Below are 15759 nucleotides of genomic sequence, written 5' to 3' on the forward strand. Positions count from 1 at the left end.
ATCGCGCTTTCTACCGATAAATCACTATAAGGTAAACACTGGAACTTAATCATGAACAAATCGCAGACAATATTCGTTACAGGCGCGACTGGTTTCGTTGGACGGCACTTAGTTGCCGCATTATTAAGTAATGGATTTAAAGTAATCGTTGGTGTCCGCGACACTACCAATGTTGATCCCCGTGTCGAAACGAAAAGGTTCGTATTGAATGAGCATACCGATGTTGATTTAACGGGTGTCGATTGCGTTATTCATTTAGCGGGTCTTGCTCACACCGTAAATGCCAGTGCGGAAAAACTAAATGAGATTAATCATGTCGGTACTCAGAGAATTTCACAACTTGCAGCGAAGCAGGGCGTCAAAAAATTTATTTTCTTGAGTTCAATTGGCGTTAATGGTTGTTCAAACGATTCTCCATTTACTGAAGACTCTGCAGCGAATCCATTCAACGATTACACAGTCTCCAAATATCATGCAGAGCAAGCATTAACTGATGCTACAAACTACTCAAAAATGCAGAGTTTTATTATTCGAGCACCACTAATTTACGGTAAAGATGCTCCTGGCAATTTTCAGAAGCTTATTAAGTTTGCGAACTCAAATATGCCTTTGCCGTTTGGCAGTATCCAAAATGAGCGAAGTTTGTGCAGTATCTCTAATTTGTGCGACTTTATTATGTGTTGTTGTTCGACGTCGAACTTGGAACTAAAACAGATAGAGAACTTTGTTATAGCGGACAACGAGCCTGTTTCTACTTCAGCTCTATTTAAGGCTATCTCTGGGGCGCTCGGCAAAACACCAAGACTGGTGGGTGTGCCAAAAACGCTGTTAAGTTTAATATTTAAAGCGGCACGTAAACAGCAATTAGAAACGAGTTTGATGCACGATTTAACCGTGGATAACTCCTACGCTAAGCAGAAGTTAAACTGGGAGCCGCGCTTGACTCTCATGCAAGAGCTTTCAGGTTTAAATATTCAAAACCGCTAAGAAAAAAGCTCAACATCCATAAGGTGTTGAGCTTTATAGTTACTAATTTTTTTGTAGCATTTTAAATAGAAACCAACGCCTACAGACGCTCCAACAATGCCTCAGTGAACTCCGTAGTGCCGTGCTCGCCACCTAAATCACGTGTGGTGCGGTCGCCGCTCTCAATAACGTCTTTCAATGCGGTACGTATTCTTTCTGCTTTATCAGACATATCTAAATATTCCAACATCTGAATCGAGGCCAAAATGACTGAGGTTGGGTTCGCTAGGTTTTTGCCTGCTATATCAGGTGCGGAGCCGTGAACAGCCTCAAAAATTGCGCATTCTTCACCTATGTTTGCGCCTGGTGCCATCCCTAATCCACCAACTAGACCAGCGCATAGGTCCGACAGAATATCACCAAATAAATTAGTCGTCACAATCACGTCGAATTGATGTGGGTTCATCACTAATTGCATGCAGCAATTATCAACAATCATTTCCTCTGATTCGATATCCGGATAGCGCTCACCCACTTCGCGAGCAACTTTCAGGAATAATCCAGATGTTGACTTAAGAATATTTGCTTTGTGTACGGCGGTTACTTTTTTACGACCTTCTCTGCGAGCTAACTCGTAGGCGAATACTACAATCTTTTCCGCGCCATCGCGGGTAATTTTACTCATTGCTTCGGCTTCGTTGCCGTCTTCTGACACTACCTGACCTAAGCCGCTATACATGCCTTGCGTGTTTTCTCGAACGGTAATAATATCAATATCTTCGTAGCGCGCCTTTGTGCCTTTAAAAGACAATACAGGGCGCAGATTGGCGTATAACTTAAACTGTTTACGCAAACTAACGTTGATTGACGTGAAACCTTCACCTACGGGAGTTGTTAACGGGCCTTTCAGCGCGACCTTATTCTTAGCTATGAGTTCTAAGGTTTCTTGGGGTAATAGTTCACCGTGGTTTTCTAATGCCATCAAACCAGCATCAGCATAGTCGTAAGCAAAATTACAACCTACTTTGTCTAAGATTTTTGTTGCTGCGTCGATGATATCCGGGCCTATACCATCACCACGAATTACGGTAATTCGTTCTTGAGTCATTTGTTGTGCTCCGATGTTGTGTGCTGTGCAATACGGCTTTTATTGATTATGGCATATTGCTTTGTGTGAGCCGAGCAGTGAGTGCTTTGGCTGTTATATTTGTGTCGGGATGCATTTTACCTGATGAGTCAAGTGTATGGTAGCTTTTGCTGTTTGAGTGAGCAGATATGCATCATTCATGTTGCTTATTTTGTTTTGGGTGCTTGTTGAGGCCCCAGCTTGCGCTGGGGTGACGTGGTTCGATGCTGGGGTGACGTGATTTGATGCTGGGGAGTCGATTGGCTAAACCTTTACTCTATAGCAGGGTTCATATTTGCTGCCAGGTAGCTTCATTCTTCCTTGCTCAACAAAGGATGCGAGTAGGGCGTCCATTTTCTCCATAAGCTCTGGATCACCGCTGAGTTCAAAGGGCCCATGCCTTTTGATTTCTTCGATGCCTTCTGCTTTCACGTTGCCGGCTACAATGCCCGAGAAGCATTTTCGCAAAGTGGCTGCGAGATCTGCTTTAGGCTGATTGAGGTGAAGGTTTAAGCTGCGCATATTTTCATGAGTAGGCTCAAATGGGGTTTGAAAATCTTCAGAAATATGCAGCGTCCAATTGAAGTTGAGTGAATCACCGTTCTCACGCCTATGTTGTTCAACTACCGCTTTCTGTTCAGCTAGCAGTGTTGCTACTTTCGCTGCGTTACCTACCACAATGGTATATTTTGCTTGAGCTTGAGGTCCAAGGGTAGCGCCTACAAAGGCATCTATTGCTTCGAAATAGGCTTTACTATTTTCAGGGCCTGTCAGTATGAGTGGAATTTGCTGTTCTTTGTTACGGTCATCCATTAACAGCCCTAGTAAATACAACAACTCCTCAGCAGTACCAGCGCCACCAGGGAATATAACGATGCCATGAGCAATGCGCACAAAAGCTTCTAAACGCTTTTCAATATCTGGCATTATTATAAGCTCATTAACAATCGCGTTGGGGGGCTCAGCGGCAATGATGCTAGGTTCAGATATACCTAAATACCGGCCTGATTTATTACGCTGTTTTGCATGACCTATAGTTGCGCCCTTCATCGGGCCTTTCATTGCGCCAGGTCCACAGCCAGTGCAGATATTAAAGGCGCGTAGGCCAAGTTCATAGCCCACTAGTTTTGTATATTTGTATTCTTCAGAGCGAATTGAATGGCCGCCCCAGCACACTATCATGTTAATGGGTTGTTCTTGCGAAATTGCCTCAGCATGGCGAAGCATATCAAACACAACGTGAGTGGTTAGTTTACTTGGTGCGTCTATTAAGTTTTTTAAAGCTTCATTATGCTTTGAGCCCATGTAAAGCATATCTCGAAGCACTGCAAATAAATGCTCATGCACCCCTTTGATTAGGTGTCCATCAACGAAGGCAACTTCTGGCGGATTGATTAACTTTATCTTTACTCCTCGCTCCTTGCGAATGAGGCGCACGTCAAAATCACCATAAGGGGAAAACAAATTGTGATAATTGTCTTCTTCGACACCGCTGTTAAGCACGGCTAGACAACAATTTCTGAAAACTTCATACAAGTCACTTTGGGTTGATTGCTGCAATAGACTGACTTCTAATTGCGATAATTGGCTCATCCATCCAACTGGATTGAGTTCTACTGTTGTCATGCACTATCCTTATTTATTGTTCGGTTTCTGCCTTGTTCTTTGGCTTTATATAGATTGGCATCCGCTTTCTCGAAGGCAGTCTCTAAAGTGTTTTTCGCTGTTATTTCAGCTAAGCCACATGAAACGGTCACACTCACTCTTTCCCCCTTAAACTTAAACGGCAAAGTCGCTATTTTCTTTCTTATGACTTCAACTTTGTCGAAGGCCAATTGCTTGTTTGTGTTTGGCATGAGTATCACGAATTCTTCACCGCCCCAGCGAGCCACAAAATCTTCATTAGGTAAAAACTCGCGTATGTGTTTCGCTATCACCTGTAGGGTTTTATCACCTACAGTATGCCCATAGGTGTCGTTAATTTTTTTAAAATGGTCTATGTCCATAATGCCAATACTCAATGTTTCACCACGTTTCTTAGCATTCGCCACGTCCATAGGCGCTTTTTCTTCGTAAGCCATACGATTAGGAAGTTTCGTTAGTTGGTCGGATAAAGCGGCAGCTCGTTGCGTAAAGAGCTTTTGTTTATAGGTGGCAGCCTCGGCCTCAAGCTCATTTACGCGTTCCTGCATTTTTTTCATTAAGGCAATTGTTGCCGCTTGCTCTCTTTTTTCAGCATCAGCAGATTTGGTAAGTGAGCTTTGTAGATGGTCTAAGTGTTCTTGCGCTTGCAGCTTCAGTTCATCTAGTTGCTTACTGTCGGCGACCACATTTTCCATCGTATTAATTTGAGCATTTATCTCACTGTTGTAATTGTCTCGCTCTGTTTGACGTTTCACTGAGTCTGAAATGGTAGATTTGATCGACTCGCTTATTTTGCCTAAGGATTTGTGTAGGTTGGTTACCAAGCGACTGGTTGCGCTAGCTTCCTTAATAACATCCCGAATAACAAAGCGGATGAGTATTAAGCAACACTCAAGTAATTCTTTATGGTCAATGCCTGCGTTAAGTTTGCGATAAATATTTTCGAGGTTTTTGTCTTTTTTATTACCAATATAAAAAGGCGCGATAAGCTCTTTTAGCTCTTGGGTAATGCTATCGTGCAGGGCGAGTTGCTCAGGTGTGGGTTTCGCACTGGCTTCTGCAGAGTTTTGTATTGCTCGATTGTATAGGCTGAGTGCCTTTTCAAACTGAGCTAATGGGGCAACTACTGCGTTTTTGTCGGGCGATAAAGATGAAAGAAAGAGACTCACGTCAGAGCGCACATCGTCGGGCACACTTTTGATGTTACTCAGTTTTCTGAGAGCGGTTTGAAGGTGAGATACCGAATCGAGATTGCGCTGCTTGAAAAATTTGGTGTCTTTTTTTAGATTAGCGTTGAGCTTTCCCGTTATTTCGGCTGCCATGTCGTAGTTAGGTTTGCCAGAAAGCTGCTTTTTCAGCATCTGCAACTCATCGTCGAAGCTGGGGTTGGCTCCTTGATAGAAGTTTGCCATGTTCACAATGAAAATCGCTAGCTTGTCGAGATGCTGACGTGCAACCATCAATTGTTTTTTGTGCGACACTTCACTCATTTTTTACACCTTACAGTTCTTGTAATATAACAGTTCTTGTAGCAACGTGTTCATGCATTTTCTTTCGTGTTCACTGGCGAGCAAGGCGTTTATCGGCGTAAGTGCTCTCAAAATTTGAGCGGAAAGGGTTAATATCTAAACCGCCTCTTCTCGTGTAACGGGCGTAAACAGTTAACTGTTGCGGCTGACACTGCTGAAGAATATCGTAAAAAATACGCTCAACACATTGTTCATGAAACTCGTTATGTTGTCTAAATGAGATCAGGTAACGTAGAAGCCCCTCTTGATCTATTTTCGCCCCGCTGTACTTAATTAAGATGCTACCCCAATCTGGCTGATTAGTAATCAAACAATTTGATTTTAATAAGTGGCTCACTAAGGTTTCGCTAACATGTTCGCTTTTCGATGAGCTAAGTAGTGTTGGGCTAATATCGAAGTCTGTAATTTCGATATCTTGTTCGTCAATACAACTACCCTCAAACAGACCTAGTTGAAGCTCCGAAAATTTCGCTGCGGGAATTAGGGTCACTGCGACTTTTTCCCCGGCGCAAGCGCTCAAATCCCCTTGTAATACGCGACTCACCTCGTCGATAGTTGGAAACTGACTTTGATTAAAGCTATTTAAGTATAATTTGAAAGACTTCGACTCAATCAAATTTGGCGACGTAACTGGCACCTCGCAACGCATGATAGCGACATGTGGTTTTCCTTTACTATTCAACCACGAGAGTTCGTAACCATTCCAGATGTCGCTACCATGAAAGGGCAGTGCTTTAGGTAAGTTGATTGCATTTCGACTCATAGAGCGCGGCACGGCTTGCAAAAGGCTGCTGTCATAATGCTCTGAATAGTCTACTTGTTTACCTAAGGTCAAATGGTCCAAAGATGTCTCCTTTATTTATACTTAACTATACTTAAACCTACGCGTAATTTATCATAAGTGCTCAATTCTCAATAAGGTGAAACGCACTTTATTTAGATATCACAATTTCTATGGCGAAATCTATGCATCCAAAATCAGACCTTACAGCGGCAACGCAAACCTTAAATGAGTCATTGGACCAATTTATATCCTCCTATATCGGCTTGCTTAGTGATGACAATAGCCAAATAATGACTGAATATGATAGCGAATGGCCTTCACCTTGTATTCAGCTCACTAGCGAAGACTTAAATGCGACAGCTGACGGCAGTGAAGTGCCTTGGCAGCCCGTTCTAAGAAATGATGGTGTTACCTTGAACAATATCGCTGAGGCATTGGAGATTGAGATTGATCCTCAGCTCAGCGCACTTTTTTGTCGGTATTATAGCCACGACCTACCTGCTGTCACAGAAAGAGGTGAACTAGAAATTCTCCAAGCGTGGAATGAAGAGGATTTTGATCGTCTTCAAAAAAACTTAATTGCTCATGTACTGATGAAGCGCAGGTTAAAACAACCCGAAACCCTATTCTTTGCAACAACCGATCAGGAAGAGTTTATAATTAGCTTGGAGTTGGCGACGGGTAATGTTGTGCTAGAACAGGTTGGGAAGTTGCCAAAAGAAGTGCTTGCTCCTGACATAGCGACTTTTATCGACTCGCTAAAGCCTCGAGCTGTTGTTGTAACGCTTTAAGCTCTGCTTGAGTCGACGCTAAGCTCATTTCGAGTTGGTTAACACGCCCCTCACTTTCTGCGGCGCGAGCTTCCTGCTTAGCCGCAAAGTCTACGAGTGCTTTATTCACTCTCTCATTTACAAGAGCATCAATATAGCTAGCCTGCTCTTTACTAAAAGTCATTGACTGACTGGCAGTTACTACAGCTTTGTTGGAAACTTGGACACCTTCTTTTACCAAGCGATCTTTATTCTCCTTCCAATAACTGAGCGACTTTATAATTACGGGAATGGGCAGAGGTGAGGGAGACTTTGCTTTTATCATCCCAACACTGGGCTTTTTATTGTCTCGATTTAGTGCGATGCAAATATTCAGGGCCTGTTGCATTTCGGGTGTCATGTGTAGTCCTCGCCAAACTATTTTGTGGTGATTTTGACTAAGTTTTAAGGAAATTCATAGTCATGATTCAGCTTTAATTCAGCTAAAAAAAGCTAAGCTATTGATGTAGTTAATAGTTTCAGTATTGGTCTGATATTTGTAATGGTGTTTGTATCATCATGTAAATATTAATAATAATCTTGTTTATAACACTAAGGAACACAAATGAAAGCGTTAATAATTTCTTCTCTACTCGCAAGCTCCGTGCTACTGAGCGGCTGTGTAATCTCAATTGGCGGCGATGAGGATGGTTATTCATCCTATAATGTAGGCTGGGAAAAGAGAGAAATGCAAAATCGAGAGTTTATTTCTAATTTGTCCACAGGGGTGTCAAAGTCGGCGGTTGTTGATGAGCTTGGCGCAGCCGATTTCAATGAGCTAACCTCAAAAAATGGCGACAACATTCAAATACTCTATTATCGAACCCAACGCATGGAAGACGATGGTGTCACCACAAAAAATGAGTGCACGCCTTTGGTATTCGTTAACGGTAGCCTGAGTGGTTTTGGCTCGGCTGAAGTAGCTAAATATCTATAAGTCGTAGGTGGCTGCCTTTCAAAAAGGGCAGCCATTGAGTTATTCGTTCAAAAAATCGTCCGAAGCGCCTGATTTGTTAAAAAAATGTTAGCGAAATTCTGAAATTGTTTTATTGTATATGTAAGGCCATGAGGAAAATCGATGACAACTGCAGAATATCACCCGACGATTGAAGAAATATCCGTACACTATCTTGGTGCAGACGACCTAAAAGTGGCGGCATCTATTCTCTATAATGCATACTATGATGACCCTCTATTTAATGACATTTTTGATGTCGAGCGCGAGGGCTATGAAATTCGTCTTAGAGGGGCCATACGAGAGGAATTGAACGCCTTTTGGGATGCCAAGCAACCCATGATCGGCTTATTTGACGACGGTAGACTATTGGCTGTCGCTTGTCTAATCAGTCCGGACGCCGCTTTTGGAGCTGGCAGATATTGGCATTGGCGACTTAAAATGTTGCTCACAGCCGGTTTCTTGGGTACCAAGCAAATGATTGCTAAAGAGGAAAGGGTGCGAGAGTGCATACCTGCCGAAGACTACCATATGCTGTCTTTTATTGGTGTTCACCCCGACCATCAAGATATTGGTCTCGGTCATGTACTGATGGGAGCGATCGTCAGCTTACTTGAAGAAGATAATAAAACCCAAGGTGTGGGCGTTTTTGTGACACTACCAAAGTGCCTGTCGTTCTTCGTTGATGGTAAATTTGAACTCGTCCAAGAGCTTGAAGTAGGGCATATCACCGGAAAAGTAATGTTCCGCAAAAGGTAAAAAAGACAAAAGCCGATATCGTTTGTACGACATTTCGTACAAGCATGTGAGCTAAACTACCTTTGTGCTACATGATTTTGTTTTTCTAAAAAATAAAAAGCAATTATTACAATAAGTTAATTTTAGCTGTTCATTTAATATACGACCTTTATTTAAATAAAATAATTTCACCGATAGTAAAAGAAAATCGGCTTGCTATTATTACACCACCTAAAGGAGACGAGTTCAGGAAGAAAGCGTTAAAGGTGATGGAAGGCTTCAGGATGAAGTTAGCAGGGAAAGGACGATAAAGGATTACTTCAGGATGAAGTGCAAGGAAATGGATTAAAGGGATACTTCAGGACGAAGGCGACAAAAGTAGGAAAGCTTTAGGATGAAGCGATAAGGATAGGGAAGATAACGGACAACTTCAGGATGAAGATTTTGTGCGAGACGGATTAGCACAATAGATGGAAAAAAGGAAAAGGGACCTACACATGGAGTGTTGCCTGCTTAGGAAGAGTGGGATAAAAATGGAAAGGGGTGTAAAGGATTTTATCTGGATGATGTTTTAGCAACGGAACGCTGAGAGGGACGCTCAAAATTCTTGGAAAAAGGTGGAGACAGTGATGTCTCTGCCTTTTTTTATGCACTTGGCTTATTCATTAAACTGGCCGCAGAGCTTTTTTCAGAGACGGCAGATGACACAATAGATTTAATGCAGTTCTGAATCTATTTTATATACTGGCAGGTTGATTTCTATAACGGTGTTCCCAAAACTGGTCATTGTGCCCATATACGCATCTTCATGGTTACTGCTGAATTCGAGCTGATAAACTACTTTCCAGTCTAGCTTGCCTCTAAAGGCAGATATTCGTGTTGAACTGCGCGCTAAAGAGAGGAATTGTAATTGGTGCTTTTCACAATAGCGTTTGGCATAAGCAATACTGAACTCAGCCATGCCCCGTAAGCGCCAAAACTGGAAGGCAATCCACGCTAACACAAGCAATATTACAAGTGGGCCTAGTGTCATTAAGAAGCGCTCTTTAAATTTGTTACGCTGGCATATAAAGAAGCAATTGCTTCACTGAGTGGGGTGGGCAAGTCGTTTTGACGCATAAGTGTGAGCAATGCGAAACGAGTGTCTGGCACTTGAACTAAGTCGCTATAGATCCCTTTAAATAATTCATAACTTGAGTCATGTTCGATGACTTTGAGCAGATAAGACCTCAGTAGCGATTCTTGTGCAAGTAAACGATAGTGCCGCCCTGCAATGATCACTAAACATTCGGTGTCAGGGTGTCCTCGCTCAATGAGTTCATGCAAAAACTGTGTGACTTGCTGTGAGTTTTTGCTGCGCTTCAGACCTCTTAACGCCATGTGCTGGATTTCAGCATAGCGAGCGCCTTCGAAGAGGCTAATAAGTTTGTCGCTGAGTACAGTATCAATCTCAATATTTTCAAAACTACTGCACAATGCGGTGAGTACCTGAACCGGTAAACTCGTCAAGTTCTTGTGAATAGCGTGTTCGATATCTTTGCGATCAATGTTTACAGCAAGATCAGCAATGTCTTGCAGGGCTAAGTCTTCCCACGTTTGGATTGATGGCGATTTGATATAGGCAATAGCTTTACTTAAGCCAAGTCTAGCTGAAAGCAAAAGCTCTTTACGAATAAGTGCATTAAAATCAGCCAACTGCTGTTGTGAAGGGGTAAAAACATAAGGGTTTTCAGGCAACTGAGCGCCTTTAGCGTTAGTATTCTCCAACTCTCTGCCTAAAGCTTCTACCACGGTTTCTAAAAATTGATTTCGAGCAGCTTGAACAATCAATGAACGCTCATCGATAGGAAGTTTAACGAACCATATATACTGTTCATGGCTCAGTGATTTGTTCCAAAAAACAAGCCCAAACCAAGCATACCCAGCTCGCGGACAAGGCACCGGCAGTAAATTATTTTCGAGATTCATAAATAGCTGAGCATCAACGGCCTCTATGCCTCTGCCCATATCGTAAACCCGATACTCGGTGCCAGCTTGCAGCAAAAATTCACTGATTGTATTGATGGTTTGTGCGGTCATGAAACTACTTTTCTTCAATAAATATAGAGCATTGATGCTAGATTAGCGCTTTGCCTTGTATATTAGCAAGATATCGCGCTTGTACCAATGTATGAAAAGTCTATATAGTGCTAATAATACTATTTTCAACAAAGAAGCTCAGTGTTAAATATTCTCCATCAAGACCAGCACCTCGTGGTTGTTCACAAACCAGCTAATATGCTGGTTCATAAAAGCATGATAGACCGCCATGAAACGCAATTTGTAATGACCATTTTGCGCGACCAAATTGGGCAGTACGTGTATCCTGTTCACAGACTCGATAAACCTACTTCAGGTGTATTGATGTTCGCACTGTCATCAGACGTTGCTAGATTACTTGCAGGCTTGTTTGAAAATAGAGAAGTGAAAAAAGAGTATCACGCAATTCTTCGTGGCTTTGCTCCCGAACAAATAAGCATTGATTATGCCTTAAAAGAAAAACACGACCCCATTGCCGACAAGCACGCTAAGAAAGATAAAGAAGCTCAATCGGCACTTACCGTCCTAGAAAGAGTCGCTACTTTAACCGTGCCTGAGCCTGTTGGTCGCTATCCTGAAGCGCGATACTCTTTTGTGAAGTTATTACCCGAAACAGGGCGTAAACATCAACTACGTAGACACATGGCACACATTCGTCATCCAATCATAGGCGACACCACTCATGGAGATGGCAAACAAAATAAGTTCGCAAGAACAAACTTAGACTTTCACCAACTTGCCCTTTGTGCAACTAAGCTCAGTTTTACGCATCCGATTACGGGCGAGGCAATCGCTTGTGACACTCATTTTGAGGCGCCGATGCAAGCCTTCGTGGAGCGCTTTAAGCAATAAAAAGTGTATCTAACACATAGATATTTTTAATTTTGACCCCATATGCCTTTTTATCGATATAAAGAATCATTAAAAGTAGTAGACAAATCTAGGAGCTAATAAATGCGTAGCGTAAGTATCTTCGCGGGGTCAGTTTATGGAAACGCTCAACATGTTGCTGAGGAAGTGCAGGGCATGTTGACTGATAAAGGGGTGGAGTCGGAGGTATTTACCGATCCAGAAACATCCGACTTGAGTGAGGCTGAGGCTGTATTGGTGATCACTTCAACTACTGGGCAAGGCGATGTTCCGCCAAACCTAGAAATGTTTCACAGCGATCTTCGCAGCGAGTTTCCTTTACTAGATGGGAAGCCTTTCGCAGTTGCTGCGCTAGGAGATAGCAGTTACGGTGAGAGTTTTTGTGGCGGTGGTCGTCAATTTCAAGAGTTGCTGCTTGAACTTCAAGGCAAGCCTGTTGCTGAAATGCTAGAGGTTGATGCGATTGAAACCTTAGCGGCTGAAGATGAAGTTGTGCCGTGGGTTGAAAAGTTAGTTGATGCGTTAACCGTTGACTAGCATTAACTAATAAGCTTTCAGTCGAGTGTTAACTCGACGCTAGATCTTAGATGCAAAGCAAAGGGGCTCGAATCTAATCGGCCCCTTTTTGTTTTCTGATGCGTTTCCGGATGATTATTCGGCGCCGCGTAGAATTTCGTTGATACCTACTTTGGCTCTTGTTTTAGCATCTACCTTTTTAACGATGATCGCAGCATATAGGCTGTGAGTTCCGCATTTACTCGGCAAACTTCCAGAAACTACAACCGCTCCAGCTGGCACGCGGCCGTAAGTCACTTCACCGGTTTCACGATCATAAATGCGTGTACTTTGGCTTATGTAAACGCCCATCGAAATAACCGCGCCCTCTTCAACAATAACGCCCTCGACCACTTCTGAACGGGCACCAATGAAACAGTTATCTTCAATTATGGTTGGGCTAGCTTGCAAGGGCTCGAGCACTCCGCCTATACCAACGCCACCAGATAAATGCACATTCTTACCAATTTGCGCACAAGAGCCAACGGTTGCCCAAGTGTCTACCATCGTGCCGTCGTCAACATACGCGCCAATGTTCACATAAGATGGCATAACTACCACATTCCTACCAATATAAGAGCCAGTGCGCACGGCGGCTGGTGGTACCACTCGCATACCTTCTTCAGCAAAACGCGCTTGCGTATAGTCGGTAAATTTTAAAGGTACTTTATCGAAGTATTTCGTTTCGGCGCCATCAATTATTTTGTTGTCGTGTAATTTGAAATACAACAGTACCGCTTTTTTCAACCATTCGTTGACTACCCACTTACCGTCTATTTTCTCGGCTACTCTCGCTTTACCCGAATTAAGCAGCTCGATTGATTCTGTAACTGCTTGCTTTATTGCTGAGTCTGCAGTTTCGGCTGTATAAGTGTCGCGCGTGTCAAAGGCATTTTCGATGATTGCTTGTAGATTGTTCATATAGCTGGGTTCACTTCTGGTTGGTCTAGTTTTAAAGTTAATTGTTTTTTTAGCGTAATTTCTTGGTCTCTGGTGAGCGCTTTTCCATCTTCATTTGAAACAATGAAAATATCTTCCGCTCTTTCACCGATAGTGCTGATTTTCGCCAGTTTCAGTGTGAGATTTAGGTCAACGAATAAGTGACCTATCTTAGCAAGAAGACCCGGAGCATCCAGTGCTTCAAGTTCAACTAGCGTGGCGTCTTCAGTTGACGAATAAAAACGAACCTTAGTTTTCACATCAAGTTGCTTCATTTGTCTCGACATTTTGCGTTTATTAGCATGTGAACGACCAGGTTTGATCAATTGAGAACGCACTGCTTCGACGAGGTTGTTCACATGGTTTTCGGATTCTATTCTATTGGCATCTTGATCAAGAATAATCATTGAGTCAAATACGTTACCTTGGTCGGTAACCGTTATCTGGGCATCGTGGATGGAACAATTTCTACTGTCGAGTACCGATGCGATTTGTGCAAAGAGTGCGGGCCTGTCAGAGCAATATATCAAGAGTTCGGTACCCGCTTTAGAGGTCTTATTACTAGCGTTAACGAGTATTTCGTCTTTAGCCAACTTTCCGGCTGAAACGATAGTGTCAGTATGCCAAGCAATTTGATTCGGTTTAAAACGGGCAAAGTAGTCCTTGCGCATTTGCCGCCAAAAAACATCTGCTTTTTCACGATTAATATTCCGTTTGGCTAACAACTCAATCGCCTCTACCTTGTGCTGTTCAATGCGCTGGTCAAGGGTCACTTGACACTCCAGTCCATTGTCAAAGGCTTGTTGCGTAAGCAAATACAACTCTCGTAACAAAGATGCTTTCCAGTCATTCCAGAGGTTGTCGTTGGTTGCTCGTATATCAGCCAGTGTTAAAGCATAGAGAAGATTAAGTTGATCATGACTTTTAACTGCGCTCGCAAACTGATTAATCACTTCTGGATCGTATATATCTCTGCGTTGGGCAACGACCGACATGAGTAGGTGGTTCTCGACTAGCCATGCAATTGTGTTTGCATCGGCTTGAGGAATATTGTGCTGTACACAGAATTTAAGTACGTCAACTGCCCCTAAGGTTGAATGATCGCCGCCTCTACCTTTGGCTATATCATGGAAGATAGCTGCTATAAACAAGATTTCGGGTTTATCTAGGTTATGCACAATGCGGTGACAACGCGGGAAGCTTTTTTCACTGCTGTAATATCTATGTACGTGTTTAACTAATCGATGAGTGTGTTCATCGACTGTATATGCATGAAAGAGATCGAATTGCATCATACCCACGATTTTGTCCCACTCTGGCAAATATGATTGCAAGATCCCATATTTATACATGGTGTCCCAACCAAGGCCAAAGAAACTAGGTTGCTTCATCAAAGCAACAAATCGTTCTCTGCAATCCATACGTTCATGGTAATATTGGTCTTGAAATTTTCTGCGAGCGTTCCTGACTTGTCTGATGCAGTCGGCGTCAAGCCCTTCGATGTTGTCGTGTTCACAGAATAGCGCTAAGAAGTCTAAGATGTCGGACGGCTTGTAAAAGGTTTCTTCATTGAGCGGTGAAATCAGCCCATCTTTAAGGGTAAAGCGGTTATTTAAGGGTATTTCTTTCTTAGTCTTTGTTTCAAGAACATCATCTTTGAAACGATGCAGAAGCATGCTGTTCAACTCAGACACTCGTCGCACTATGCGAAAGAAGGCCTTCATCATTTGTTCTACTGATGATTTATCGTCACCGTAGCCGAGTAATTTTGCAACGTCCGTTTGGTAATCAAATAACAGTCTATTTTCGCTACGTTTGGCAACTAAATGCAGTGCGAAGCGAATTTTCCAAAGATGCGAACGACACTCAATCAGTTCAGCATGTTCGATTTCAGTGAAGTAACCGTGCCCGATGAGTGTCTGACCATCGTATTCTCGGAAGTGCTTTTTGGCTACCCAGCCAAGCGATTGTATATCACGCAAACAGCCAGGATTTTCTTTTACGTTGGGTTCTAGGTTGTAAGAAGTGTCATTAAACTTGTGGTGACGATTTTGTTGTTCTTCTAGTTTCGCCAAGAAAAAGTCTTTGCTCGACCATACTTTTGGAGAGTTGACTTTGTCGATAAGGGAATCGAAAGTCTTTTCGCATCCAATGAGAACTCGAGCTTCAACTAGATTGGTTGCGATAGTAATATCGGCTTTGGCCAATTTAACAGTTTCCTTCACCGTTCTTACTGCCTGACCTATTTCGAGTTTAATGTCCCATAAAAGTGTGATGAAGGCGGCGACCTTTTCTTCAACTTGTCGACTGATATTTTTTTCACTAAGTATCAACAAGTCAATATCCGAATATGGTTGAAGTTGACCTCGCCCATAACCACCGACGGCGCATAAGGCGAGTTTTGCTTCATTGTCTAATCCCAACAATTGCCACGCTCGGCATAATAAGGCATCGGTAAAATCGCTGCGCGCGACAACTAAGTGGTCAACATGGGCTTCTGTAAAGGCATCGTTTAACCATTGATAATTTTGTTGTACTGCATTTTTGAATGCAGCTACGTCTAGCACATCGTCGATATTCCGAAGTGCGTCAATTTGAGCTTGTATCGGCAAAGTGACTCCTTGCTGTTCCAACTGTTGTTTTATAAAAAATTCACATTCTGATTCTGTCGTCAGTATTAGGGCCTGTTTATGTCAAGCTCTTATTGTTGGATAGCTTAATTACTTTGAGTTTTCGATCAGGTTTACGCCATCATCAATACAAAA

Annotated in this window: 15 protein-coding genes; 6 read left to right on the forward strand and 9 right to left on the reverse strand. The window is 42.7% G+C overall.

What is annotated here, in order from left to right; all coding sequences use genetic code 11:
- Positions 1-51 precede the first annotated feature (51 nt).
- Complete coding sequence (locus tag ISG33_RS02400) at positions 52-987, forward strand: NAD-dependent epimerase/dehydratase family protein (RefSeq protein WP_195731958.1); 936 nt, start codon at positions 52-54, stop codon at positions 985-987.
- A 79-nt stretch (positions 988-1066) separates the two neighbouring features.
- On the opposite strand, the gene ISG33_RS02405 is transcribed toward ISG33_RS02400, so the two are convergent.
- From ISG33_RS02405 to queF, 4 genes are all read right to left on the reverse strand, one after another.
- Complete coding sequence (locus ISG33_RS02405) at positions 1067-2074, reverse strand: isocitrate dehydrogenase (RefSeq protein ID WP_195731959.1); 1008 nt, start codon at positions 2072-2074, stop codon at positions 1067-1069.
- Positions 2075-2356: 282 nt separating this feature from the next.
- On the reverse strand, positions 2357-3718 hold the full coding sequence (ppnN, locus tag ISG33_RS02410) for a nucleotide 5'-monophosphate nucleosidase PpnN (RefSeq protein WP_195731960.1): 1362 nt from the start codon (positions 3716-3718) through the stop codon (positions 2357-2359).
- Entirely contained in the window at positions 3715-5226 is a 1512-nt protein-coding gene (locus ISG33_RS02415; RefSeq protein ID WP_195731961.1) for a GGDEF domain-containing protein, read from the reverse strand. The genes ppnN and ISG33_RS02415 overlap by 4 nt, the downstream gene beginning before the upstream one ends.
- A 70-nt stretch (positions 5227-5296) precedes the next feature.
- Entirely contained in the window at positions 5297-6109 is an 813-nt protein-coding gene (gene queF / locus ISG33_RS02420) for an NADPH-dependent 7-cyano-7-deazaguanine reductase QueF (protein ID WP_195731962.1), read from the reverse strand.
- Positions 6110-6231: 122 nt separating this feature from the next.
- Here queF and syd point away from each other — a divergent pair, with 122 nt between their 5' ends.
- A complete protein-coding gene (gene syd, locus ISG33_RS02425; RefSeq protein WP_195731963.1) occupies positions 6232-6840 on the forward strand; it encodes a SecY-interacting protein in 609 nt (202 codons plus the stop codon).
- Here the strand turns inward: syd and ISG33_RS02430 are convergent.
- Positions 6797-7219: a hypothetical protein gene (locus ISG33_RS02430; RefSeq protein ID WP_195731964.1), complete on the reverse strand. Its 423-nt coding sequence runs from the start codon at positions 7217-7219 to the stop codon at positions 6797-6799. The genes syd and ISG33_RS02430 overlap by 44 nt on opposite strands.
- 204 nt (positions 7220-7423) lie before the next feature.
- On the opposite strand from ISG33_RS02430, the gene ISG33_RS02435 reads away from it, so the two are divergent.
- Positions 7424-7795, forward strand: a complete 372-nt coding sequence (locus tag ISG33_RS02435) for a DUF3192 domain-containing protein (protein ID WP_195731965.1) — start codon at positions 7424-7426, stop codon at positions 7793-7795.
- Between the two features lie 141 nt (positions 7796-7936).
- Positions 7937-8572: a GNAT family N-acetyltransferase gene (locus ISG33_RS02440; RefSeq protein ID WP_195731966.1), complete on the forward strand. Its 636-nt coding sequence runs from the start codon at positions 7937-7939 to the stop codon at positions 8570-8572.
- Between the two features lie 694 nt (positions 8573-9266).
- On the opposite strand, the gene ISG33_RS02445 is transcribed toward ISG33_RS02440, so the two are convergent.
- Both ISG33_RS02445 and ISG33_RS02450 read right to left on the reverse strand, forming a co-directional pair.
- Entirely contained in the window at positions 9267-9584 is a 318-nt protein-coding gene (locus tag ISG33_RS02445; protein WP_195731967.1) for a DUF3301 domain-containing protein, read from the reverse strand.
- A complete protein-coding gene (locus tag ISG33_RS02450) occupies positions 9584-10630 on the reverse strand; it encodes a DUF3549 family protein (RefSeq protein ID WP_195731968.1) in 1047 nt (348 codons plus the stop codon). The genes ISG33_RS02445 and ISG33_RS02450 overlap by 1 nt, the downstream gene beginning before the upstream one ends.
- A 141-nt stretch (positions 10631-10771) precedes the next feature.
- Here ISG33_RS02450 and truC point away from each other — a divergent pair, with 141 nt between their 5' ends.
- Both truC and ISG33_RS02460 read left to right on the forward strand, forming a co-directional pair.
- Complete coding sequence (gene truC, locus ISG33_RS02455) at positions 10772-11482, forward strand: tRNA pseudouridine(65) synthase TruC (protein ID WP_195731969.1); 711 nt, start codon at positions 10772-10774, stop codon at positions 11480-11482.
- Positions 11483-11584: 102 nt separating this feature from the next.
- Positions 11585-12037, forward strand: a complete 453-nt coding sequence (locus ISG33_RS02460) for a flavodoxin domain-containing protein (RefSeq protein WP_195731970.1) — start codon at positions 11585-11587, stop codon at positions 12035-12037.
- Between the two features lie 114 nt (positions 12038-12151).
- On the opposite strand, the gene dapD is transcribed toward ISG33_RS02460, so the two are convergent.
- Together dapD and glnD are read right to left on the reverse strand one after the other, a co-directional pair.
- On the reverse strand, positions 12152-12976 hold the full coding sequence (gene dapD / locus ISG33_RS02465) for a 2,3,4,5-tetrahydropyridine-2,6-dicarboxylate N-succinyltransferase (RefSeq protein ID WP_195731971.1): 825 nt from the start codon (positions 12974-12976) through the stop codon (positions 12152-12154).
- Positions 12973-15606 (reverse strand): [protein-PII] uridylyltransferase, encoded by a 2634-nt coding sequence (glnD, locus tag ISG33_RS02470; RefSeq protein ID WP_195731972.1) that lies wholly within the window; start codon positions 15604-15606, stop codon positions 12973-12975. Before glnD ends, dapD begins: the two co-directional genes overlap by 4 nt.
- Positions 15607-15759 lie beyond the last annotated feature (153 nt).

Origin of the sequence: Marinibium conchae, from assembly GCF_015595035.1 — a bacterium.
In the GTDB taxonomy this organism is placed as follows: Bacteria; Pseudomonadota; Gammaproteobacteria; order Enterobacterales; family Alteromonadaceae; genus Glaciecola.

Coding starts and splice junctions, on each gene's coding strand:
- ISG33_RS02400 (WP_195731958.1), top strand. CDS start 52: ATGAACAAATCGCAGACAATATTCGTTACAGGCGCGACTGGTTTCGTT.
- ISG33_RS02405 (WP_195731959.1), bottom strand. CDS start 2,074: ATGACTCAAGAACGAATTACCGTAATTCGTGGTGATGGTATAGGCCCG.
- ppnN (WP_195731960.1), bottom strand. CDS start 3,718: ATGACAACAGTAGAACTCAATCCAGTTGGATGGATGAGCCAATTATCG.
- ISG33_RS02415 (WP_195731961.1), bottom strand. CDS start 5,226: ATGAGTGAAGTGTCGCACAAAAAACAATTGATGGTTGCACGTCAGCAT.
- syd (WP_195731963.1), top strand. CDS start 6,232: ATGCATCCAAAATCAGACCTTACAGCGGCAACGCAAACCTTAAATGAG.
- ISG33_RS02430 (WP_195731964.1), bottom strand. CDS start 7,219: ATGACACCCGAAATGCAACAGGCCCTGAATATTTGCATCGCACTAAAT.
- ISG33_RS02435 (WP_195731965.1), top strand. CDS start 7,424: ATGAAAGCGTTAATAATTTCTTCTCTACTCGCAAGCTCCGTGCTACTG.
- ISG33_RS02440 (WP_195731966.1), top strand. CDS start 7,937: ATGACAACTGCAGAATATCACCCGACGATTGAAGAAATATCCGTACAC.
- ISG33_RS02445 (WP_195731967.1), bottom strand. CDS start 9,584: ATGACACTAGGCCCACTTGTAATATTGCTTGTGTTAGCGTGGATTGCC.
- ISG33_RS02450 (WP_195731968.1), bottom strand. CDS start 10,630: ATGACCGCACAAACCATCAATACAATCAGTGAATTTTTGCTGCAAGCT.
- ISG33_RS02460 (WP_195731970.1), top strand. CDS start 11,585: ATGCGTAGCGTAAGTATCTTCGCGGGGTCAGTTTATGGAAACGCTCAA.
- dapD (WP_195731971.1), bottom strand. CDS start 12,976: ATGAACAATCTACAAGCAATCATCGAAAATGCCTTTGACACGCGCGAC.